General features: G+C 45.1%; 24 protein-coding genes. 21 read left to right on the plus strand and 3 right to left on the minus strand.

Going from position 1 to position 21162, the window contains the following annotated elements; genetic code table 11:
- The first annotated feature begins 200 nt into the window (after positions 1–200).
- From E5983_RS02615 to E5983_RS02640, 6 genes are all read left to right on the plus strand, one after another.
- Complete coding sequence (locus tag E5983_RS02615; protein ID WP_160332367.1) at positions 201–491, plus strand: helix-turn-helix domain-containing protein; 291 nt, start codon at positions 201–203, stop codon at positions 489–491.
- 206 nt (positions 492–697) lie between these two features.
- Entirely contained in the window at positions 698–1240 is a 543-nt protein-coding gene (gene rsmD, locus E5983_RS02620) for a 16S rRNA (guanine(966)-N(2))-methyltransferase RsmD (protein WP_160332368.1), read from the plus strand.
- Positions 1227–1718, plus strand: a complete 492-nt coding sequence (coaD, locus tag E5983_RS02625) for a pantetheine-phosphate adenylyltransferase (protein ID WP_160332369.1) — start codon at positions 1227–1229, stop codon at positions 1716–1718. The genes rsmD and coaD overlap by 14 nt, the downstream gene beginning before the upstream one ends.
- Positions 1705–2760 (plus strand): SepM family pheromone-processing serine protease, encoded by a 1056-nt coding sequence (locus E5983_RS02630; protein WP_160332370.1) that lies wholly within the window; start codon positions 1705–1707, stop codon positions 2758–2760. Before coaD ends, E5983_RS02630 begins: the two co-directional genes overlap by 14 nt.
- Before the next feature lie 10 nt (positions 2761–2770).
- A complete protein-coding gene (locus E5983_RS02635; RefSeq protein ID WP_160332371.1) occupies positions 2771–3262 on the plus strand; it encodes a YutD family protein in 492 nt (163 codons plus the stop codon).
- 47 nt (positions 3263–3309) lie between these two features.
- Positions 3310–3759, plus strand: coding sequence for a VanZ family protein (locus tag E5983_RS02640; protein ID WP_202056332.1), 450 nt, complete (start codon positions 3310–3312; stop codon positions 3757–3759).
- Here E5983_RS02640 and E5983_RS02645 read toward each other — a convergent pair.
- Positions 3724–4380 (minus strand): prepilin peptidase, encoded by a 657-nt coding sequence (locus tag E5983_RS02645; protein ID WP_160332373.1) that lies wholly within the window; start codon positions 4378–4380, stop codon positions 3724–3726. The two genes, E5983_RS02640 and E5983_RS02645, sit on opposite strands and share 36 nt — an antisense overlap.
- A 64-nt stretch (positions 4381–4444) precedes the next feature.
- Between E5983_RS02645 and E5983_RS02650 the strand changes: the two genes are divergently transcribed.
- The 15 genes from E5983_RS02650 to ileS all read left to right on the plus strand — a co-directional run bounded on the left by E5983_RS02650 (position 4445) and on the right by ileS (position 20148).
- Positions 4445–4669: a YqgQ family protein gene (locus tag E5983_RS02650; protein ID WP_160332374.1), complete on the plus strand. Its 225-nt coding sequence runs from the start codon at positions 4445–4447 to the stop codon at positions 4667–4669.
- Positions 4666–5046, plus strand: coding sequence for a rhodanese-like domain-containing protein (locus E5983_RS02655; protein WP_160332375.1), 381 nt, complete (start codon positions 4666–4668; stop codon positions 5044–5046). Before E5983_RS02650 ends, E5983_RS02655 begins: the two co-directional genes overlap by 4 nt.
- A 226-nt stretch (positions 5047–5272) precedes the next feature.
- Positions 5273–7120: a translational GTPase TypA gene (typA, locus tag E5983_RS02660; RefSeq protein WP_160332376.1), complete on the plus strand. Its 1848-nt coding sequence runs from the start codon at positions 5273–5275 to the stop codon at positions 7118–7120.
- A 24-nt stretch (positions 7121–7144) separates the two neighbouring features.
- Complete coding sequence (locus tag E5983_RS02665) at positions 7145–7453, plus strand: DUF3165 family protein (protein WP_160332377.1); 309 nt, start codon at positions 7145–7147, stop codon at positions 7451–7453.
- 83 nt (positions 7454–7536) lie between these two features.
- Entirely contained in the window at positions 7537–8892 is a 1356-nt protein-coding gene (gene murD / locus E5983_RS02670; protein ID WP_160332378.1) for a UDP-N-acetylmuramoyl-L-alanine--D-glutamate ligase, read from the plus strand.
- Entirely contained in the window at positions 8889–9962 is a 1074-nt protein-coding gene (locus E5983_RS02675; RefSeq protein WP_160332379.1) for a UDP-N-acetylglucosamine--N-acetylmuramyl-(pentapeptide) pyrophosphoryl-undecaprenol N-acetylglucosamine transferase, read from the plus strand. The genes murD and E5983_RS02675 overlap by 4 nt, the downstream gene beginning before the upstream one ends.
- Complete coding sequence (locus tag E5983_RS02680) at positions 9962–11101, plus strand: cell division protein FtsQ/DivIB (protein ID WP_160332380.1); 1140 nt, start codon at positions 9962–9964, stop codon at positions 11099–11101. The genes E5983_RS02675 and E5983_RS02680 overlap by 1 nt, the downstream gene beginning before the upstream one ends.
- Positions 11102–11211: 110 nt before the next feature.
- On the plus strand, positions 11212–12603 hold the full coding sequence (ftsA, locus tag E5983_RS02685) for a cell division protein FtsA (RefSeq protein WP_160332381.1): 1392 nt from the start codon (positions 11212–11214) through the stop codon (positions 12601–12603).
- Positions 12604–12614: 11 nt separating this feature from the next.
- The gene (gene ftsZ / locus E5983_RS02690; RefSeq protein WP_160332382.1) at positions 12615–13877 is read left to right on the plus strand and encodes a cell division protein FtsZ; all 1263 of its coding nucleotides are present in this window, start codon (positions 12615–12617) and stop codon (positions 13875–13877) included.
- A gap of 1 nt (position 13878) precedes the next feature.
- The gene (locus tag E5983_RS02695) at positions 13879–14553 is read left to right on the plus strand and encodes a YggS family pyridoxal phosphate-dependent enzyme (RefSeq protein WP_160332383.1); all 675 of its coding nucleotides are present in this window, start codon (positions 13879–13881) and stop codon (positions 14551–14553) included.
- Between the two features lie 17 nt (positions 14554–14570).
- Positions 14571–15248, plus strand: coding sequence for a cell division protein SepF (locus E5983_RS09790; protein ID WP_237397564.1), 678 nt, complete (start codon positions 14571–14573; stop codon positions 15246–15248).
- Positions 15248–15520: a YggT family protein gene (locus E5983_RS02705; protein ID WP_160332384.1), complete on the plus strand. Its 273-nt coding sequence runs from the start codon at positions 15248–15250 to the stop codon at positions 15518–15520. The genes E5983_RS09790 and E5983_RS02705 overlap by 1 nt, the downstream gene beginning before the upstream one ends.
- Positions 15514–16308: a YlmH family RNA-binding protein gene (locus E5983_RS02710; protein ID WP_160332385.1), complete on the plus strand. Its 795-nt coding sequence runs from the start codon at positions 15514–15516 to the stop codon at positions 16306–16308. Before E5983_RS02705 ends, E5983_RS02710 begins: the two co-directional genes overlap by 7 nt.
- Positions 16309–16317: 9 nt before the next feature.
- Positions 16318–17076 carry a DivIVA domain-containing protein gene (locus E5983_RS02715; RefSeq protein WP_160332386.1) on the plus strand — a complete coding sequence of 253 codons (759 nt, stop codon included), beginning with the start codon at positions 16318–16320 and terminating at the stop codon, positions 17074–17076.
- A gap of 267 nt (positions 17077–17343) precedes the next feature.
- Positions 17344–20148, plus strand: a complete 2805-nt coding sequence (gene ileS / locus E5983_RS02720) for an isoleucine--tRNA ligase (protein WP_160332387.1) — start codon at positions 17344–17346, stop codon at positions 20146–20148.
- A gap of 213 nt (positions 20149–20361) precedes the next feature.
- On the opposite strand, the gene E5983_RS02725 is transcribed toward ileS, so the two are convergent.
- Both E5983_RS02725 and E5983_RS02730 read right to left on the minus strand, forming a co-directional pair.
- A complete protein-coding gene (locus E5983_RS02725) occupies positions 20362–20661 on the minus strand; it encodes a DUF1827 family protein (RefSeq protein ID WP_160332388.1) in 300 nt (99 codons plus the stop codon).
- Between the two features lie 26 nt (positions 20662–20687).
- Positions 20688–21137 carry an NUDIX domain-containing protein gene (locus E5983_RS02730; protein WP_160332389.1) on the minus strand — a complete coding sequence of 150 codons (450 nt, stop codon included), beginning with the start codon at positions 21135–21137 and terminating at the stop codon, positions 20688–20690.
- Between the last annotated feature and the right edge of the window lie 25 nt (positions 21138–21162).

Below are 21162 nucleotides of genomic sequence, written 5' to 3' on the forward strand. Positions count from 1 at the left end.
CCCCCACCACAGGGAAAGCATCTCATAGAAATTCGAAAGAAGCCGGATTCGGATTGACGTTAAAACCATCTCAACACCCTTATTAAAAAGCTAAATAATAAAAGCCTAAAACTGTCAGTTTTCAGGGATTCCACACAACTTGACAAAGAGCCAAAATTTATATAATGATTATATAAGAAATATAAAAAGGGGATATGGGTATGAAAGTGAGTTGTTACGGACAAGCCTTTCGTAAGATTCGCAAGGAACGGAAGGTATCTTTGAAAGAAGCTGCTGCGGATATCATCAGCCCACAATTATTGAGTCAATTTGAATTGGGCAAGAAAAATGTGTCGCTTACAAATTTTGATCACTTGCTTGAATCGATTGACGTTAGCTTGCTTGAGTTTGCACAGGCCCTGGAATTAGAGAAACAGCTAGACTTAGAAAATGAAAAAAGTCTGAAAATTCGGGGGGGGGGTATTTTCAGAGACTCATCCACAATATCCTAAGCGCATCCCCAAAATGGTTATCTGAGTCAGTTTTAGAAAATCAGAGTAGCTCTTTTCTTCACTAAAAAGAGGGGAAAATTAGGGCTAAGTTGATAGAGGATCAGAGATTTGAGCCGCTTAGTCGGGAATCAGAGTTGGCTCTGGTTTTCTAGACCAAGGGGCAAATTTTTAATCAAGTCTAGGGGAGACTGTGCTATAATACTGACATGAGAGTAGTAGCAGGAAAATATGGTGGGCGACCACTGAAGACCCTAGCCGGGCAAACGACTCGGCCAACAACAGATAAGGTAAAAGGGGCCATTTTCAATATGATTGGTCCCTATTTTGATGGCGGTCAGGTCCTAGACTTGTATGCCGGCTCTGGTTCCTTGGCTATCGAAGCCATTTCACGGGGCATGGATCAAGCGGTTTTAGTCGAAAAAGACCGTCGTGCTCAGGCGATTGTTCAGGCCAATATTGAGATGACCAAGGAGACTACCCGTTTTCGGTTGATGAAAATGGAAGCTAAGCGAGCCCTCGCTCAGCTGACGGAAGCTTTTGACCTGGTGCTCTTGGATCCTCCTTATGCTAAGGAGACGATTGTCGAAATGATCTTAGACTTAGAGCAAGGTGGACTCTTAGCTCCGGGGGCGATGATTGTCTGTGAAACAGACAAGGAGGTCGAGCTTCCGGATTCGATTGGGGCCAGTCGCAAGTGGAAGGAAAAGATTTACGGGATTTCAAAGGTGACAATTTATGACATTGACTAAGGGACTATATGCAGGTTCTTTTGATCCTCTGACCAAGGGCCATCTGGATATTATTGAACGAGCTGCTGATTTGGCAAATACGCTCTATGTGGGACTCTTTGTTAATCCCCAGAAACAGGGCTTGTTTACAATGGAGGAGCGGTTTCAGATTCTTCAAGAGTCTCTGAGACATTTGCCCAATGTTAAAATTATTCTAGCTGAGGATCGGTTGCTGGCTGAGGTCGCTCAGGAGCTAGAGGTAGCTGTGCTTTTTCGGGGTTTGCGAAATCCTGAAGATTTTTCCTATGAGGCTAATATGGATTATTTTAACCGCCAGCTGACTGATGGTTTAGAGACCCTGTACTTGATGGCGCAGCCGGCTCTGGCTCCGATTAACTCCAGTCGTATCCGGGAACTGATCCATTTTAAACGGGATATCTCAGACTACGTACCGACTCCAGTACTTGGAATGGTGTTAAAAAAATATGAAAACGAATAAACATTTAAAAAAACTCTGGCTAGTGCCCCTAGTACTGGTGGGCTTATTGATTGTTTCTTTCTGGATTCCTCTACCTTATTACATTGAGGTTCCTGGTGGCTCAGAAGATATTAGTTCAGTCTTGCGGGTCAACAAGAAGGAAGACCAGGCGGATGGGGAATACCAGTTTGTAACCATTGGAGTAATTCGGGCCAACCTACCCCTAATGATTTATGCCGGCTTAACCCCGTATACCGATATTATCCCCGCTGCGGATTTAACGGGTGGAGCGAGTGATGAGGAGTACCAACGGATCAACCAGTTTTATATGCAAACCTCGCAAAATTTCGCCAAATATCAAGGTTTGACCAAGGCTAAGAAAGAAATTGAGATGAAATTCTTGGGAGTTTATGTGTTAAGTCTGGCTGAAGATTCGACCTTTAAAGACATTCTCCATTTGGGAGATACGGTTACAGGGGTTAATGGTAAAACCTTTAAAAATTCGCAGGAGCTGATTGAGTATGTTGGTAATTTGAAAATCGGCGATGACGTCAGTGTTGAATTTGAGGACCAAGGGGATAAGCGGTCTGAAAAAGGGAAGATTATTAAGTTGGAAAATGGGAAGAATGGAATCGGGATCGGTCTGATTGACCGGACTGAGGTTCAAAGTGATATCCCAATTGAATTCTCAACCGAGGGAATCGGTGGTCCCAGTGCTGGTTTGATGTTTTCCTTGGCGATTTATAGTCAATTGGCAGATCCTGATTTGCGGGATGGACGGATTATTGCCGGTACCGGAACCATTAGTGAGGATGGTAAGGTTGGTGAAATTGGCGGAGCTGACAAGAAGGTGGTCGCCTCTCATGAAGCAGGAGCGGATATTTTCTTTGTCCCAAATAATCCCCTCAGTGAAGAGGAGAAAAAAGCCAATCCCAAAGCCAAATCTAATGCTGAAGAAGCCCAAGAAACTGCTAAAAAATTGGGAACATCTATGAAAATTGTTCCTGTGAAAACCTTGGACGAGGCTATTCAGTACTTGAAAGATATGCGCGGAAAAGAATGAGGAGAAACTGATGCGCAAAGAGATTGATCCAGAACTCTATAACTACAATCGCTTTCCGGGACCGCAGTTTAAACGGCTGGGAGACCGCGTTGAAGCGGATGACTTTGTTTTCACCCTCTTAACGGATTATCGGGGCGCCTTTAATCCGGAAGTTTTCAGCCAACGATTTTCGCACTTACTTTTAAAGTTTGATTATATTGTGGGGGATTGGAGTAACGACCAGTTGCGGCTGAAGGGCTTTTATCGGGATAAGCGGGCTAATCAGAGTTGGTCCAAGTTTTCTCGTTTGGAAGAATATTTAGTGGAGTATTGCAATTTTGGGGCAGCCTATTTTGTTTTGGAGAATGCCCATCCGATCTATCCTTCCAAGCCCTTTAAGTCTAAGAAAAAGGTCCGTGAGTGGCGGGATAGACGTCCGCAGCATAAGGAAGAGTTCCACCGTCCTCGGAAACAAAGCGCCGATCGTCATTTCTCCATTCGGAAGAAGCGGGAAAGCAGATGAAGAGATTGAGATCTTGCTTGACTTCCCAACGTTTTTGGCGCTGGGAAATGTTACTCTCCACTATTATGATCGTGGTTGCTTGCTTTAGCCCCCAGGTTTCGAATCCAGCCTTGCCGACTCCTGGTGTCTTTTACCAAGGGCGGATGGCCTTTCTGCTCATCCCTTTCAATAGCCTTTGGAACTTGGGTCAAGCAACCAGTCTGCTGCACGCTGTAAAGATTGTCTTTCAGAATGTTCTGAACCTGTTCCTGCTCTATCCCTTGGTTTTTGGTTTGTTGATGGTCAGACCATCCCTACGCTCTGTTCAATCGGTGATTATGCTCGGTTTTACCCTGTCCCTGTCGATTGAGCTAACACAATTAGCGCTGGACTGTCTGTGGGATTTCAATCGTGTCTTTGAACTGGATGATTTGCTGACCAATACTTTTGGGGCTTACCTAGCCTATCGAACCTACCTATTTTTAGAAAAAAGAAAAGTGGTGTCCGAGGAGCCATAGTAGGCTAGCACGATGCAAAAAGGGAAGAAAGGGCAAGGCTCCCTTTCTTTTTTTGTACCAAAAAGTTAGTAAGGCTAGGCAGCAAGCCAGTTGCAGGATAATCAGTAAGGCTTTTAAGGGAAGGAGGAGGGCTAGGCTGGCCATGTAGGTCCAATCGCCTGCTCCAATCCCGCTAGGGACAAAATAGCAGACCAGGGCGAGTAAGAGAAAGACTGGTGACAGTTGCCAACCAGTTGTGAGGGTGAGTGTAGTATGGGGGACCAGCCAGAAGCAGAGGGGAAAGGAGCAGCTCTTCCGGTCGAAATGACTGAGCATGAGGCTCATAAAGAGAAAGAGGAGCCAGGGGGAAGTCAACCAAGACTGAAGCCAAGCGTAAGCAATTAGCCCGCCTTGAATTTCATTTGTGAAGCTGGCTAGTGGAATTGGCTCCTGGCAGCTACGGCAGGACCCTCCAAGCTTGATGTAGGAGAGAATCGGGACTAGATCCCACCAGGCTAAGGCTTGTTGGCAAGTGCTGCAGTGGCTAGGTGGATAGAGGATGGAAGCTGGGTAACGATCGGCCCAGGCAGTTAGGAAAGAGGCTAGGCTTGCTCCTAGCATGAAGATTAAAAGGCTTGTCATACCTCTTTATTCGAAAATGGAATCCAAACTTGCTAGGGGTTTGAATTTATAGTAGACTAAGCCTATGAAAAATTTTTATGATGTTCAGCAATTTTTAAAGGGTTATGGTCTCATTATCTATATGGGCAAGCGACTTTATGATATCGAATTGGCTCAGATAGAGTTGGAGCGACTCTATGATGCGGGAATCATGGACCGTCTGGACTATATCCAAGTCCAATTGATTTTGAAAAAAGAACATCAGGAAGAATTAGCTTATCTTGAACAAAAGGAGAAAAAGGAAAAATGATTGGTTTCTTAATCGTATTAGTCGGTTTCTTAGCTTGGATGGGATTTAACTATTGGCGCTTGCGGCGTGCGGTAATCCTGGTTGAAAATGCGGAATTTGCAGCTATGATGCGAGTTGGGCAAGTGATTGATGTGCGCGAGCCGGCAGCCTTTCGGGCCAAGCATATCTTGGGAGCTCGCAATATTCCTGCCAATCAAATCAAGGTTAGTCTAGCGGCCTTGTCTAAAGATAAGCCGATTTTACTGTATGACAATAACCGCGGTCCTTCTGTGACCAATACCGTTTTTTATCTGCGGAAGCAAGGTTACCGAAATTTATACTTATTGGCCGGAGGCCTTGATGCTTGGAATGGGAAGGTCAAAGAGAATACGAATTAATACTTAGCGAAATTCGACTTGAAAAGCTTTTTCAAATCTTTTCAAGTCGAATTTTTTTGAAAGTTGCTAGGAAAACCCTTTCTTAATGGGCATGGCTTGTCACTGTTTTTTATTTCATGTATAATGTTTTGGACAATACTTGCTTAAAATCGACTGCTCTAGGCTAAAGTCTACTTGTGCAGGCTGGGATTTTGAGGGGTATAAACTATAGAGATTTGAGGAAATCATGTCAACATTAAGAGAAGATATCCGTAACGTCGCAATTATTGCCCACGTTGACCACGGAAAAACAACCCTGGTGGATGAGTTATTAAAGCAGTCAGAGACCTTGGATGCGCGGACTGAATTGTCTGAGCGAGCTATGGACTCGAATGACCTTGAAAAAGAGCGTGGGATCACAATCTTGGCCAAGAATACAGCTGTCGCCTATGACGGTGTCCGGATTAACATCATGGATACTCCAGGACACGCGGACTTTGGTGGAGAAGTTGAGCGGATCATGAAAATGGTTGATGGGGTTGTTTTGGTAGTCGATGCCTACGAAGGAACCATGCCCCAAACCCGTTTTGTTTTGAAAAAAGCTTTGGAACAAAACTTGACTCCAATCGTGGTTGTTAATAAAATTGATAAGCCATCTGCGCGTCCAGCTGAAGTCGTTGATGAGGTCTTGGAGCTCTTTATCGAGTTGGGTGCGGATGATGACCAATTGGAATTCCCAGTGGTTTATGCATCGGCGATTAACGGAACTTCTTCCCTGTCTGACGATCCAGCCGATCAGGAAAAAACAATGGCACCGATCTTTGATACTATCATCGATCACATCCCTGCCCCCGTTGACAATTCGGACGAGCCGCTACAATTCCAAGTGTCTTTGTTGGATTACAATGACTTTGTTGGTCGGATTGGAATCGGTCGTGTGTTCCGTGGTCAAATCAAGGTGGGTGACCAGGTTACTCTTTCTAAATTGGATGGAACTACGAAAAACTTCCGTGTTACCAAACTATTTGGTTTCTTTGGATTAGAGCGTCGTGAGATCACAGAAGCTAAAGCCGGAGATCTAATTGCGGTATCTGGTATGGAAGACATCTTTGTCGGTGAAACCATCACACCGGTTGATGCGGTTGAACCCCTACCAGTTTTGCGCATTGATGAGCCAACCTTGCAAATGACCTTCTTGGTGAACAACTCACCATTTGCTGGACGTGAAGGAAAATGGGTTACTTCTCGGAAAGTGGAAGAGCGTCTATTGGCCGAGTTGCAAACAGATGTCTCTCTACGTGTCGATCCAACTGACTCACCAGATAAATGGATTGTCTCTGGTCGTGGAGAATTGCATTTGTCAATCTTGATTGAAACCATGCGTCGTGAAGGGTACGAGTTGCAAGTATCTCGTCCAGAAGTTATCATCAAAGACATTGATGGTGTTAAGATGGAACCATTTGAGCGCGTGCAAATCGATACTCCAGAAGAGTACCAAGGTTCTGTTATCCAAAGTTTGTCTGAGCGTAAGGGTGAGATGTTGGATATGATTGCGACTGGAAATGGTCAAACACGTTTGGTCTTCTTGGTTCCAGCTCGTGGTCTGATTGGTTATTCAACTGAATTCCTATCCATGACTCGTGGTTACGGAATTATGAACCATACCTTCGATCAATACCTTCCTGCCATTGCAGGTGAAATTGGTGGTCGTCACCGTGGTGCCCTTGTTTCAATTGACGCTGGTAAAGCAACAACTTACTCCATTATGTCGATTGAAGAGCGGGGAACAATCTTTGTCAACCCAGGTACTGAGGTTTATGAAGGAATGATTATTGGGGAAAATTCACGTGAGAATGACTTGACTGTGAACATCACCAAGGCTAAACAGATGACTAACGTTCGTTCGGCTACCAAAGACCAAACGTCTGTTATCAAAACACCACGTATTTTGACCTTGGAAGAATCCTTGGAGTTCTTGAACGATGATGAATACATGGAAGTAACCCCAGAATCAATCCGCCTACGGAAACAGATTTTGAATAAGGGTGAGCGGGAAAAAGCCAACAAGAAGAAGAAATTAGCAGCAGCTGACTAAGCTCTTTAGGAGGAGTTTCAAAATATGCTTTATATCATCATTATTATTTTGATCCTGCTATTTTATATTTTTGTAGCTCCTTCCACCATTAAGGGAACCTTCAATATTGTCAGCCTAGTTCTGTTCGGAGTGTTGCTGATGATTTTGTTGGGTGTGGGGATTGTACAGTTTTTCCGGATTCCACGAGCGATTTTTGTCTGGGCGGGTATGCTGGCCCTGGCCTATTTCTCCCTGAAGGATCTGCGGCGCTTGCAAATTAAGGACGGTGGCAAACCTCCGATTCCCATCCCGAAAATTAACTGGGATAAAGTTTTTCCTAGAAACTCAAAATAGTTTTCTCCCCAAGTTGTATGAGAGCTTGGGGGTTTTTTTGGTCTGAAAATGGTAAAATAGAGACTGTATTAAGGAGCGCGTAGATGATACCAGTAAATGAATTTAACGGAAAAAAAGTATTTGTACTTGGACTAGCACGGTCAGGCAGAGCAGTGGCCCTTTTGTTGGAGCAACTGGGAGCCCAGGTGACTGTTAATGAAGGCCAGGCGCTGGAAGATAGCCCTCAGGCTCAAGAATTGCTGGGCCAAGGTCTTCGAGTGGTAGCGGGAGGTCATCCTGTCGAACTTTTGGATGAGGGTTTTGATCTGATGGTCAAAAATCCGGGGATTCCCTATAACCATCCCATGGTAGTTAAGGCCAAGGAGCTTGGTTTGCCGATTTGGACGGAGGTAGAAGTAGCTTACCGCGTTTACCCACATTCGATGATTGGGATTACAGGTTCAAATGGTAAGACAACGACAACCATGATGGTTGCTGCAATTTTAGAAGAAGCTGGGCGTCAGCCAGTTTTAGCAGGGAATATTGGGTTCCCAGCCTCAGAGGTGCTACCTCAAGTAACGACGGAGCAGCAAGTCGTGATGGAGTTGTCCAGCTTTCAGTTGATGGGGGTAGAGGCTTTCCATCCTCATATTGCTGTGATTAACAATATTTTACCGAGTCATTTGGACTACCATGACTCCTTTGAAGAGTACCGTAATGCTAAGTGGGCGATTCAGTCGCAGATGACAGCGGATGATTTTCTCATCCTGAATTGGAATCAAGCGCTTAGCCAGGAGCTGGCCCAGGAGACCCAGGCCCAGGTTCTTGCCTTTTCGACCCAAGAAAAAGTAAATGGGGCCTATCTGGAAGATGGTTATTTGGTCTATCAGGGTGAGCCTGTGATGCTGGCTGCCCAACTAGGGGTTCCGGGTGAGCATAATATTGAGAACGCCTTGGCGGCGATTCTGGTTGTGAAGCAATTGGGCGTTGATAATGAAGCAATCCAACGGGCCTTGGCGGCTTTTTCTGGGGTCAAGCATCGTTTGCAAGAAGTGGCTGAGATTGAGGGTGTGCGCTTTTACAATGATAGTAAGTCCACCAATATTTTAGCGACCCAAAAGGCCCTATCTGGCTTCGAGAATTCCCAGGTGATTTTGATTGCTGGTGGTTTGGATCGGGGCAATGATTTGCGTGAATTGTTGCCCGATATTCAAGGCTTGAAGGCCATGGTTATTTTGGGCGAAGTAGCTCCTCGGTTAGAGGCTCTGGCTCAAGAAGCAGGGGTCGCAAGCTACCCTGCTTCAGAAGTGGTGGCGGCAACCAAGCAGGCCTTTGAACTGGCTCAAAAAGGGGATGTGGTGCTCTTCAGCCCAGCAAATGCCAGCTGGGACATGTATAAGAACTTTGAAGAACGTGGAGAGGTCTTTCTAGCAGCAGTGAAGGAGTTGGAAGAAGCATGAAAAAAATCGTCTTTACAGGAGGAGGAACAGTTGGTCATGTGACCCTGAATCTACTCCTAATTCCCAAGTTTGTTGCCAATGGCTGGGAGGTTCATTATATCGGTGACCGCAAGGGAATTGAATACGAACAATTGGAGAAAAGTGGGCTGCCGGTGCAGTTCCATTCCATAGCTACAGGAAAATTACGCCGCTATTTTTCCTGGCAGAACCTTTGGGATGTGTTTAAGGTGGCTTGGGGGACTCTGCAATCCTTTTTCTACCTTTTAAAGATTCATCCCCAGGTCCTCTTTTCAAAAGGAGGATTTGTATCAGTACCGCCGGTAATGGCTGCCAAAGTGCTGGGAATTCCTGTTTATATCCATGAATCAGACTTGACCATGGGTTTGGCCAATAAAATTGCCTATAAGTTTTCCAAACGCCTCTTTTCAACCTTCCAGTTGGAAGGGGACTATAGCCGGGTGGAGCATGTTGGGGCGATTTCCAAATTAGAGAAGGGCCACCACCAATTGTCAAATGAAATGCAGGAGATGGCAGCGGAGTTGTTTGATCCAGCAAAACAAACCTTGCTTTTTATTGGGGGATCTGGCGGGGCCAAAGTGTTTAATGATCTTGTAGACCAGAATCGTCAAGCCCTTTTAGACCGGTATAACCTGATCAATCTGACGGGTGATAAAAACCTCGAGGAGTCATCACCGGGGCTTTATCGCCTGGCCTTTGCGCGGGAGACCTACCGTGACCTAATGGAGTTGGCCGACATTGTCATTACCCGGGGGGGATCCAATACGCTTTTTGAATTGGTAGCCTTGGAGAAACTCCATATTATTGTTCCTTTGGGCAAAGAAGCGAGTCGGGGAGATCAACTGGAAAATGCAGCCTACTTTGAGAAGAAGGGTTATGCACCGACTATTCAAGAGCCCGAGTTGACCTTGGATAAGTTGGAAACGACAATTGCCCAGCTCCAAGAGCAAGCGGAAGCCTTCCAGGATGCTATGGCCCAAAGTGTGGATTTGATTAGCCTGGATGCCTTTTACCAGGTTCTGATGAGGGAAATTGACAAAGGAGACCGCTAATGTCTGATGAAGATAAAAAAGAGGCCAAGCATCGTGAAGAGTGGGAGAGGAGAAGTCGGGAATACCAGACCTCTCAGGAAGCAGAGCGGATTCGCCAGGAGCATGAACGGCAGCGAAATATTGTCAAACGCTTGGGCCGTATTGTTGATCCGGATGCTCAGGAAATCCTTGAAGAAGAACAGAAAGTTCAGTCGATTGCACGTCAACAGTTAGAAGAGTCCATCGAAGCAGTGCAGGCAGAGCTACCTGATAAACAGGCGGCGAGGATCCAAAAGCGTCAAGAGCAGCAAGCTAAACGCCAGGTTAAACAGGCCAAGCGCCAGGCGAAAAAAATCCAACGTCAAGAGCGACGGGACAGTGGCAAGAAGGCGCGGCGTCATCTGATCCGGCTCTTTCCAGTTTTCTGTTTCTTTACGGTATTAACCATAGCCTCAGCCTACTTTATTAGTCCCTATGGAAAACTCAAGGAATTTACAGTTTCTGGTAATGAACACCAAACGAATGAGGCGATTGTGGCCGCGACTAAGGTGGATGTGCGTGACTACACACTGACCGTGTTACAGAATCGCAAGGCTTATGAAAAGCGAATCCAGAAAGCCAGTCCTTGGATTCGCCAGGTATCGATTGGCTACCAGTTCCCAACCGCTTTCCCAATCCAGGTTGAAGAGTATGCGATTGTGGCTTACCAGACTGATAAGGAAAAAGTTTTTCCAATTTTGGCCAATGGAAAACTGGTTCAAGAAGACTTGGCGATGAGTGATCTGCCGAGCAGTGCTGTGAGAGTCCAGTTGAAAGATGAAAAATTGTATCCCGTCTTGAGTGAGCAATTGTTACAGGTAGATGCAGAAATTCGTGACAATATTCAGGAAATGAAGTCGACAGCAACCAAGGCTTCCACAGATTTGGTGACCATTAGTATGCGTGATGGCAATCAGGTTTTGATCCCTCTTTCTGAATTAAGTCGCAAATTAATCTATTATCCTTCGATTGCAAAAGATATTAAGGAACCTTCGCTGATTGATATGGAGGCAGGAGCCTTTGCCTATCCGCTAAGTGTCGATGGGAAATTAGAGGAGGCAAACAGTTCAGGAACAGGAACCAACCAAAGCCAAATCACCGCATCTGTAACCCAAAATTAATAGAAAAAATCTTTTATTTTCGCGTATTTGTGTTATAATGTACGGTGATTAGCACGCTTAAAAGTGTTTCATGTTGATTGAAGATTGTATGAGAAGAGAGGAAGTATGTAATGGCTAGAGATGGCTTCTTTACAGGATTAGATATTGGGACCAGCTCCATTAAGGTGTTGGTGGCCGAATATATTAATGAAGAAATGAACGTCATTGGTGTCAGTAATGCAAAAAGTGCTGGTGTCAAGGATGGTATCATAGTCGACATCGAAACTGCTGCAAATGCCATCAAAAAGGCCATTAATCAGGCTGAAGAGAAGGCAGGCATTTCGATTACCACCGTGAATGTCGGTTTACCTGCAAGTCTATTGCAAATTGAACCAACTCAGGGTATGATACCAGTCACTAATGAAACCAAGGAAATCACGGATATGGATGTGGTGAATGTGGTGGAGTCTGCTGTGACCAAGAGCATGAATCCCGACCGTGAGGTAATTACCTTTGTTCCTGAAGAATTTATTGTCGATGGTTTCCAAGGGATTCGAGATCCACGTGGGATGATGGGGACTCGTTTAGAAATGCGGGGCTTGTTGTACACAGGACCTCGGACTATTCTTCATAATCTTCGGAAAACCGTTGAACGTGCAGGTCTGAAGCTAGACAATATTGTGATTTCTCCCCTATCAATGACGAAATCGGTTCTTAATGAAGGGGAACGAGAATTTGGGACCATTGTGATTGATATGGGGGGTGGCCAGACGACAGTTGCGGCCGTTAAAAACCAGGAATTGCAATTCACCCATATTTATCAAGAGGGTGGCGAGTATGTGACCAAGGATATTTCCAAGGTTTTACGGACCTCACAAGCGACTGCTGAAGGGCTCAAACTTAACTATGGGGAAGCTTATCCAGCTCTAGCGAGTGCCCAAGATAGCTTCCAAGTTGAAGTGATTGGGGAAGTTGAACCAGTAGAAGTGACAGAACAATACTTGTCTGAGATTATCTCAGCTCGCGTTCGCCACATTTTGGAACAAATTAAACAAAACTTAGAAAGACGTCATCTCCTTGATTTACCAGGTGGGATTGTCATTGTTGGTGGGGGTGCCATTTTGCCGGGTATTGTTGAACTGGCCCAAGAAATTTTTGAAGTTCCTGTAAAACTATTTGTTCCCAACCAAATCGGAATTCGCAATCCAGCCTTTGCGCATGTTATTTCGCTGGCAGAATATGCTGGAAATATGACAGAGGTTGATCAGTTGGCCCAAGCTGCGGTTCATGGAGAGTTTGCAAGACCACAACAACCAGTCGTGGCCTTTCGCCCACAACCAAGCGTTACACCGGTTCAACCAGTGGTGAAACCCCAAGTGAATCCTGAACCAGTCCAACCAGCTCAACCGATCCCAGCTGTTCAACCACTTCCTGAACCTGAGTTAGAACCAGACGCTGAAGCAGGAACTAGTCCGAAGTTGGGTGATCGGGTTCGTGGACTGTTAAATTCAATGTTTGATTAAGGAGAAAAAAGATGTCATTTTCATTTGACGCAGCTGCGGCACAAGGCGCAGTTATTAAAGTAATTGGTGTCGGCGGTGGTGGTGGTAATGCCATTAACCGTATGATTGATGAAGGAGTTGCTGGTGTTGAATTTATTGCAGCCAATACAGATGTCCAAGCGCTCAGCAGCTCAAAGGCTGAAACAGTCATTCAATTAGGGCCAAAATTGACTCGTGGCTTGGGTGCTGGAGGACAACCTGAAGTTGGCCGTCAAGCAGCTCTTGAAAGCGAAGAAGTTCTGAATGAAGCTCTTTCTGGTTCAGATATGGTCTTTATTACTGCTGGTATGGGAGGCGGTTCCGGAACTGGTGCTGCACCTGAGATTGCACGGATTTCAAAATCATTGGGAGCTTTGACAGTGGGTGTTGTTACTCGCCCATTTGGTTTTGAAGGGACGAAGCGTAGCAATTTTGCGGTCGAAGGCATTAACCAGTTGCGGGAACATGTTGACACCCTCTTGATTATTTCCAACAACAACTTGTTAGAGATTGTTGACAAGAAGACTCCTTTGATGGAAGCCCTCAGTGAAGCCGATAATGTGCTTCGTCAAGGTGTTCAAGGAATTACCGATCTGATTACCAACCCAGGTTTGATCAACCTTGACTTTGCGGATGTCAAAACCGTGATGGCCAATAAGGGCAATGCGCTTATGGGAATTGGTATCGGTACTGGTGAAGAGCGCGTGATGGAAGCTGCTCGGAAGGCTATTTATTCACCACTCTTGGAAACAACCATTGATGGTGCTGAAGATGTGATCGTTAATGTCACAGGTGGTATGGATATGGCCTTAACCGAGGCGGAAGAAGCATCTGAAATTGTCAACCAGGCAGCGGGTCATGGAGTGAATATTTGGTTGGGGACTTCTATCGATCCAAATATGGAAGGTGAAATCCGTGTAACAGTTGTTGCAACAGGCGTTCGTGAGGACAAGGTTGAAAAAGTTGCCAACATGGGTAGCCGTCAAGCTCGTCCAGAAGTAGCGCCAAGCCAACCGACCCCGGGTCAATTTGATCGCAGCTATGATATGGCTGAGCCCGTTGAGATGCCAACTGTTACCCGTCCTCGTCACAATGATGGTGCAACTATTTCACCATTTGGGAACTGGGATCTTCGTCGAGATCAAATCACCCGCCAACCAGAAGCTCCAGCGGGATCAAGTGTGGAACGTTATCAAGATCATTCCGATTCAGAAGATGATGAGCTAGAAACACCACCATTTTTCCGGAACCGTTAGCATGACCTTTCACGATCAAGCCCAGCTTGTCAAAAAAGAGGTAGCTCAAGCGCTTACGCAGGGGTCGCAAGCGGCCGAAAAGTGTGATATTATAGCTGTTACAAAATATGTTGATGCTAGAACTACACGAAAGCTTGTTGAGGAAACGGGTTTTCACCATTTAGGTGAAAACCGTGTGCCTCAATTTCTTGCTAAAAAGGAGGAGTTGGAAGATCTATCGATTCGCTGGCATTTTATTGGCAGTTTGCAAAGGCGAAAAGTCAAAGATGTCATTAATCAGATTGATTATTTCCATGCTTTGGATTCCATCTCTTTAGCAAGAGAAATTCAAAAGCGAGCGGATCAGCCAATTGCTTGCTTTTTACAGGTTAACCTTTCTCGTGAAGAAAGCAAACACGGTTTTTTCCTAGAAGATGTTGATCAGGCTTTAGAAGAAATAGCTGATTTAGACAAAATTCGATTGATTGGTTTGATGACCATGGCGCCAGCAGATGCAAGCCCATCGGAAATTGAAGACCTCTTTAGTCGAACCCGTGTCTTACAAGAAGCATTAGCAGAAAGAAATATCCCTGGGATGCCCTTTACTGAATTGAGTATGGGAATGTCCTCAGACTATCAGTTGGCGGTAGAACAGGGAGCCACTTTCGTTCGAATTGGCAGCCTTCTTTTTGAATAAGCAACAAAAGGAATATTATGGACAGAGTACTCGATTTTTTTAGAAATATTGGTGTCTATTTAAAGGGACTGTTTGTCGAAGATGAAGGTGGATTCCAAGAGGAAAACCTAGAGGTTATCCCGGAAGTGGGTCCGAAAGACAATCCTAGTCCAATAGCCCAGGCACAAGTGGAAGACAAGGCAGAGCGTAGTACCCTTACAAATCTATCCAGTCTACCTCAATCCAAGGCTTCTGAAGGTACCCTTTCTCTCCCTCAGAAGTCCCCTGTCAACCGAAATACAGAAGAAAGAGAAACAAAAACAATGAATACAAGTAGACCACAAAATATCACAGATTTACATGCAAGACAAGAGGAATTGGCTCGTCAGAACAGCCAAGGAGCTCCAGCAGAAAAGCACGTTATTTACGTTCGTTATCCACGTCGTTATGAAGAAACGGCAACCTTTTTGGATCTCCTCCTTCAAAACGAGAGTGTCTTGATTGATTTCCAATATATGACAGAAGTACAGGCACGTCGTTGCTTGGATTATTTGGATGGTGCGCGTTATGTGTTATCAGGTGATTTGAGAAAAGTTGCGAGTGGTATCTACCTCTTGACTCCTTCTAATGTTGTAATTAATATTGAAGATCTTCAACTGGCTGAAGAAACCAATAATCAAGCAATCGAATTTGACTTCGATATGAAACGGCGCTAATGAATATTTTATATTACCTCTACCGAACCCTCTATCTATTTCTTAATATCTTGGATTTGACCTTGGTAGCCTATATTATTCTCTCTTGGTTTCCCGGTGCCCTAAGGACACCGCTCGGCTACTGGTTGATTCGAATTGTGAATCCCTTGGTGCGGCCTTTTCGAAACCTACCTCTCCAATTTTTAGGATTGGATTGGACCGTTTTTGTCGTTTTAATCTTATTAAATCTGATTCGTGACCGTCTGCTTCCGTTTCTTTTCTTGTCATGGTAAAAGAACTAAAAAATTTAGCCCAGCATGTAACAAAAGAGGATCAGCTCTTTTTAGAAAAAGCTTGGGAGTGGATTCAACGAGTTGAAGACCAGTATGTTCCGGTCTTAAGCGATTTTTTAAATCCTCACCAAGTGAGTCTGGTTGAAAATTTAGCCAGTCATCGGGAGCTCAAGCTGTTTGATTCGGCAGATGTCTGGCCTAGTGAGCAGTCGCGTCTCTTGCTGGCTCCTAGTTACTATGAGTTAGATTCAACTGATTTTGAGTTGGAATTGCTGGCCATTCGTTTTCAGAGTCAGTTTGGGAAATTGACCCATCCCCAAGTTTTGGGGAGTTTGTTGCATCAGACAGGTCTTGATCGGCGAGTTTTTGGGGATATTTTAATTGGCGAGAATCAGGTTCAAGTCTTTGTTGAGCGGCCCTATGTTTCGCTGATTACCCAAGAGGTTCGTAAAATCGGTCGTTTGGGTGTCACTATTTCTATCAGTGCGATGGAGGAACTTCTCCAATTGGAGGAAGAGGTTCAGACAAAAACGATTTTCTTAGACAGCCTTCGCTTGGATCGCCTGGTTGCTTCTGCTTTTCAATTGGGCCGAAGTAAGGCGGCTCAATTGGTTAAGGCCAATAAAATAAAGGTGAATTATCAGGAGCGAAAGGAAGTTTCTTATCCCATCAAGGCAGGAGATATGCTGAGTATTCGAGGTAAGGGAAGAATTTATGTTGGAGAATCCACAGGTCTTTCAAAATCTGGTAGAATAAAAGTGGAATTAAAGATACTTGCACGTAAATAAGGAGAAAATATGGCACTTACAGCATTAGATATTCGCAATAAATCGTTTTCTACAAAGTTTCGTGGTTATGATGTCGATGAAGTGGATGATTTTTTGGATGTTTTAATTCGGGAATTTGAAGATTTAACACGTCAGTTAGCTGCTAAAGACGAGCAGATTCGGAATTTGGAAGAACGTTTGCTTTACTTTGATGAAATGAAAGATTCCTTGAGCCAGTCCGTTCTGATTGCTCAAGATGCGGCAGAAAAGGTAAAACAAACGGCTTCTGATGAGTCTAGCAATATTATCCGTCAGGCTGAGCAAGATTCGCAACGCCTCTTAGACGATGCGAAATTCAAGGCCAATGAAATTTTACGTCAGGCTACGGATAATGCTAAGAAGGTGGCGGTTGAGACGGAAGAGTTGAAAAACAAAACCCGTATTTTCCACCAACAAATCCGTTCGGCAGTGGAAAGTCAGTTGAGTGTGATTAGATCTCCAGAGTGGGAAAATATTCTGAAACCAACCGCTTCTTATGTCCAAACCAGTGACGAAGCCTTTCGTGAAGTGGTTGTATCAGCCCTTGGGGAAGACCAGGCGGTGGCCCATGACGAGCCAATTGATATGACCCGTCAATTTTCACCGGTAGAAGTAGCTGAATTGCAAAACAGGATTGCCTCTGCCAACCAAATGGCAGAAACACAATCCTATCAAGGATTGGCTGCAGATGTAAATGCGGCTTTAGATGCAGTGGATGCAGCAGAAAAAGAAAGAGTCGATCTTTTATAATCTTTTAAAAATTCCATGAAAACACGGTTGTGTGAATATATTGTCAGCGAGTAGGAGATGGTGTGAGTCCTACAATCCCTGTTCCCACGATTATCCTTTCATGTTTTCTGTACTGAACTATTAAATTAGGTATGGACGGGTCGTTCCGTTATCAACTAAGAGGGTAACTTGGGAATTGTGAGCCCAATTTACTGAAGTAAGGTGGTACCACGCTTTGTCGTCCTTAGGGAAGAGACAGAGTGTGTTTTTTTATAGAAAGGGAATCAAATGAAATTAAAAGAAACCTTGAATTTAGGAAAAACTGGCTTCCCCATGCGTGCTGGCTTGCCCACAAAAGAACCTCTCTGGCAAGAAGAGTGGGACAAGGCTGACTTGTACCAGCAACGCTTGAAACTTAATGAAGACAAACCGACCTTTGTTTTGCATGATGGTCCTCCCTATGCGAATGGAAATATCCATGCAGGTCATGCCCTTAATAAAATCTCCAAGGACATTATCGTGCGTTCTAAATCCATGACTGGTTTTTATGCACCATTTGTTCCAGGTTGGGATACTCACGGACTGCCAATCGAACAGGTTTTAGCCAAGCAAGGGGTAAAACGTAAAGAGATGGACTTGGTGGACTATCTAGAGCTTTGTCGGGAGTATGCCTTGGGTCAGGTTGAAAAGCAAAAGGCTGACTTTAAACGCCTAGGTGTAGCAGCAGATTGGGACAATCCTTACGTCACCTTAACGCCAGATTATGAGGCTGCCCAAGTCCGCGTCTTCGGAAAAATGGCTGAAAAAGGCTATATCTACCGTGGAGCTAAGCCTGTTTACTGGTCTTGGTCATCAGAATCTGCGCTTGCGGAAGCGGAGATCGAATACCATGATGTGACTTCAAACTCACTCTACTATGCCAATAAGGTTAAGGATGGTAAGGGTGTTCTAGACACTAATACGTATATCGTTGTCTGGACCACAACACCATTTACCATCACAGCTTCTCGCGGTTTGACTGTTGGTGCAGATATTTCTTATGTGCGGGTGAAAGCAGCTGGTGACGATCGTCATTTTGTGGTGGCAGAAGAATTGTTGGATCGTTTAGCTGAGAAATTTGCCTGGGAAGATGTCCAAGTGGTCGCTCGTTATACGGGTAAAGAGCTGGAGCATATTGTGACAGAGCATCCATGGGATACTGAGGTTGATGAGCTGGTCATTCTTGGAGACCACGTTACGACGGATTCCGGTACTGGGATTGTCCATACAGCCCCTGGATTTGGTGAGGATGACTACTATGTCGGAGTTGCCAATGGACTGGAAGTAGCTGTGACCGTCGATGAACGTGGAGTGATGATGGACAATGCCGGAGCTGATTTTGCAGGTCAATTCTATGGCAAGGTCTTACCGACAGTTGTTGATAAATTGGGCAACCTTTTGTTGGCTCAGGAAGAAATCACTCACTCCTACCCATTTGACTGGCGGACCAAGAAACCAATCATTTGGCGGGCTGTTCCGCAGTGGTTTGCCTCTGTCTCTGATTTCCGCCAAGAAATCTTGGAGCAGATTGACCAAGTGCAATTCCACATGGACTGGGGACGCACACGTCTTTACAACATGATTCGTGATCGTGGCGATTGGGTCATCTCGCGCCAACGGGCCTGGGGTGTTCCGCTTCCAATTTTCTACGCAGAAGATGGAACAGCAATCATGGAGACCGAAACAATTGAGAACGTGGCGCAATTGTTCGAGGAGCACGGAGCTTCTGTTTGGTGGGCTCGCGAAGCCAAAGAGCTCTTGCCAGAAGGTTATAGTCACCCAGGATCGCCAAACGGTGTCTTCACCAAGGAAACCGACATCATGGACGTTTGGTTTGATTCCGGTAGTTCTTGGAATGGGGTTCTTCGAAATCGGGACAATTTGCAGTACCCAGCCGACCTCTACCTCGAAGGTTCGGACCAATACCGCGGTTGGTTTAATTCTTCCTTGATCACCTCCGTTGCTAATCATGGCGTTGCTCCTTATAAACAGCTCCTTTCTCAAGGATTTGTTTTGGATGGTAAGGGTGAAAAAATGTCCAAGTCGCTAGGAAATACCATCTTGCCTAGTGATGTGGAAAAACAGTTTGGTGCTGAAATCCTGCGTCTTTGGGTAAGTAGCGTTGACACCAGCAATGACGTGCGGATCTCCATGGATATCTTGAGTCAGGTATCAGAGACCTATCGGAAGATTCGGAACACTCTCCGCTTCTTGTTGGCCAATACTACTGACTTTAACCCAGCTGAAGATTGTGTTGCATTTGAAGACTTGCGTTCCGTTGACCAATACATGATGGTCCGCTTCAATCAAGTAGTCGCAGCCATCCGGAAGGACTACGATGGTTTCAACTTCCTCAACATCTATAAAACCGTTGTGAACTTCGTGACCGTTGACCTGTCTGCTTTCTACCTGGACTTTGCCAAGGATGTTGTCTACATCGAAGGAGCTCAATCCAAAGAGCGCCGTCAAATGCAGACAGTCTTCTACGACATCTTGGTCAAACTTACCAAACTTTTGACCCCAATCCTGCCACACACAGCCGAAGAAATCTGGTCTTACCTGGAATTTGAAGAAGCTGACTTTGTACAGCTAACAGACTTCCCAGAAGTTGAAAGCTTTGCCAATGGCGAGCAACTGCTGAAAGAATGGAAAACCTTCTTCAGCTTCCGCTCCCACGCTCAAAAAGCCTTGGAAGAAGCACGCGCTGGCAAAGTCATCGGAAAATCCCTAGAAGCTGAATTGCTCGTCTATGCAAGCCCAGAACTCCTAGCGGAGTTGGAAGCCCTCGAGACAAACTTGGCTCAACTCCTTATCGTTTCTAAGCTAAGCCTAGCATCTGAGCCAGCCCCAGCAGAAGCCCTCAGCTTTGAAGATCTAGCCCTTGTGGTCAAACCAGCAGAAGGACAAGTCTGCCAACGCTGCCGCCGCGTTGACCCAAGTGTGGGAACCAACAACAATCCAAACCTAGACATGGTTTGTGACCACTGTGCATCCATCCTGGAAGCTAACTTCCCAGAAGCTGTCGCAGAAGGCTTTGAAAGCCCACAAAAATAACATCAGACTCCTTTAATCTGACTGATTGATACTCGCGGAAGACAAAAAATGACTAGGAAAATCGATTTTGAAATCCGCTGAATATGATTAAAAATCTCCTCTTAGCGTGGATAGTGATTATCTTCACTAGAAATGCTGAGGGGAGGTTTTGTTTGTCTGAGGGGATTGGGAGATAGAAAAAGAATCTCTAGCGATGGACTAGAGATTCGGGCTTTATTTGATTGGGATTGAGATTTCAATCAGTTTATCTGTATAGAGGGTTTTGATTTCTTCCTTACGAATAGAGTCTGGGTGGATTCGGCGTTTGAGAAAGAAATCGCGGATACTTTCAATTTCAACTTCACGGATAGCCCTGTGCTTATTGCTGATGACAATTTCATAATGGTCGGGGGCCTTTGTGAAAATGACATCGGTATTGCCGGCGGAGAAGGTCTCCACCAAGGTGGCATCCGTGTTTTCAAGTTGGTTTTTAATCAAACGTTGGTGACTAGAGTTTGTATTGATAAGTTTCATAATGACACCTTTCAAATCTATAAGACTTACGAACCAAGGGATTGTTGCCATTGTTGGAGACCCCAACGATGGCTACCACGTTTCAAATGGAGAAAAGCTTGGTCGATTGGGAACCAGGCTAGATTGTTGAAGTCTTCTAGTGGTTGGCCAACTTCAGTGTAAGATTCTATTTCATAAATGTAAGCAGGATTGTGGTAGTGAGTATCCCGATGGCTGGAGTAGAAGTATTCGTCTGCCTGACCATAATACTGCCCCACCTGAGCTGTAAAACCAAGTTCTTCTAGAAGTTCACGTTCAAGCGCCTCTAGATGATTCTCACCCGCCTCAATTTCTCCACCAGGTAGGAACCAGGCTCCATTCGGAGCTTGTACTAAGATAACATGTTCACGACTCGGATCTGGAACTACCGCATAGACCCCATAGCGGACTTGATAGTCCGTCTGAGGATCCTTTTTACCAAAATGAGGAATTGTCATAAGCAAACCTTCCTAAGATTCAATT

This window comes from Streptococcus danieliae (assembly GCF_009767945.1).
Taxonomy (GTDB): Bacteria; Bacillota; Bacilli; order Lactobacillales; family Streptococcaceae; genus Streptococcus; species Streptococcus danieliae.

Excerpts from the sequence above, each read along its gene's own strand:
- E5983_RS02655 (WP_160332375.1), top strand. The coding sequence starts at position 4,666 with ATGATTGGTTTCTTAATCGTATTAGTCGGTTTCTTAGCTTGGATGGGA.
- E5983_RS02730 (WP_160332389.1), bottom strand. The coding sequence starts at position 21,137 with ATGACAATTCCTCATTTTGGTAAAAAGGATCCTCAGACGGACTATCAA.
- E5983_RS02695 (WP_160332383.1), top strand. The coding sequence starts at position 13,879 with ATGACCTTTCACGATCAAGCCCAGCTTGTCAAAAAAGAGGTAGCTCAA.
- E5983_RS02645 (WP_160332373.1), bottom strand. The coding sequence starts at position 4,380 with ATGACAAGCCTTTTAATCTTCATGCTAGGAGCAAGCCTAGCCTCTTTC.
- E5983_RS02680 (WP_160332380.1), top strand. The coding sequence starts at position 9,962 with ATGTCTGATGAAGATAAAAAAGAGGCCAAGCATCGTGAAGAGTGGGAG.
- E5983_RS02640 (WP_202056332.1), top strand. The coding sequence starts at position 3,310 with ATGTTACTCTCCACTATTATGATCGTGGTTGCTTGCTTTAGCCCCCAG.
- E5983_RS02710 (WP_160332385.1), top strand. The coding sequence starts at position 15,514 with ATGGTAAAAGAACTAAAAAATTTAGCCCAGCATGTAACAAAAGAGGAT.
- E5983_RS02725 (WP_160332388.1), bottom strand. The coding sequence starts at position 20,661 with ATGAAACTTATCAATACAAACTCTAGTCACCAACGTTTGATTAAAAAC.
- E5983_RS02675 (WP_160332379.1), top strand. The coding sequence starts at position 8,889 with ATGAAAAAAATCGTCTTTACAGGAGGAGGAACAGTTGGTCATGTGACC.
- E5983_RS02705 (WP_160332384.1), top strand. The coding sequence starts at position 15,248 with ATGAATATTTTATATTACCTCTACCGAACCCTCTATCTATTTCTTAAT.
- E5983_RS02650 (WP_160332374.1), top strand. The coding sequence starts at position 4,445 with ATGAAAAATTTTTATGATGTTCAGCAATTTTTAAAGGGTTATGGTCTC.
- ftsA (WP_160332381.1), top strand. The coding sequence starts at position 11,212 with ATGGCTAGAGATGGCTTCTTTACAGGATTAGATATTGGGACCAGCTCC.
- E5983_RS02665 (WP_160332377.1), top strand. The coding sequence starts at position 7,145 with ATGCTTTATATCATCATTATTATTTTGATCCTGCTATTTTATATTTTT.
- murD (WP_160332378.1), top strand. The coding sequence starts at position 7,537 with ATGATACCAGTAAATGAATTTAACGGAAAAAAAGTATTTGTACTTGGA.
- E5983_RS02635 (WP_160332371.1), top strand. The coding sequence starts at position 2,771 with ATGCGCAAAGAGATTGATCCAGAACTCTATAACTACAATCGCTTTCCG.
- E5983_RS02630 (WP_160332370.1), top strand. The coding sequence starts at position 1,705 with ATGAAAACGAATAAACATTTAAAAAAACTCTGGCTAGTGCCCCTAGTA.
- ftsZ (WP_160332382.1), top strand. The coding sequence starts at position 12,615 with ATGTCATTTTCATTTGACGCAGCTGCGGCACAAGGCGCAGTTATTAAA.
- E5983_RS09790 (WP_237397564.1), top strand. The coding sequence starts at position 14,571 with ATGGACAGAGTACTCGATTTTTTTAGAAATATTGGTGTCTATTTAAAG.
- typA (WP_160332376.1), top strand. The coding sequence starts at position 5,273 with ATGTCAACATTAAGAGAAGATATCCGTAACGTCGCAATTATTGCCCAC.
- ileS (WP_160332387.1), top strand. The coding sequence starts at position 17,344 with ATGAAATTAAAAGAAACCTTGAATTTAGGAAAAACTGGCTTCCCCATG.
- coaD (WP_160332369.1), top strand. The coding sequence starts at position 1,227 with ATGACATTGACTAAGGGACTATATGCAGGTTCTTTTGATCCTCTGACC.
- E5983_RS02715 (WP_160332386.1), top strand. The coding sequence starts at position 16,318 with ATGGCACTTACAGCATTAGATATTCGCAATAAATCGTTTTCTACAAAG.
- rsmD (WP_160332368.1), top strand. The coding sequence starts at position 698 with ATGAGAGTAGTAGCAGGAAAATATGGTGGGCGACCACTGAAGACCCTA.
- E5983_RS02615 (WP_160332367.1), top strand. The coding sequence starts at position 201 with ATGAAAGTGAGTTGTTACGGACAAGCCTTTCGTAAGATTCGCAAGGAA.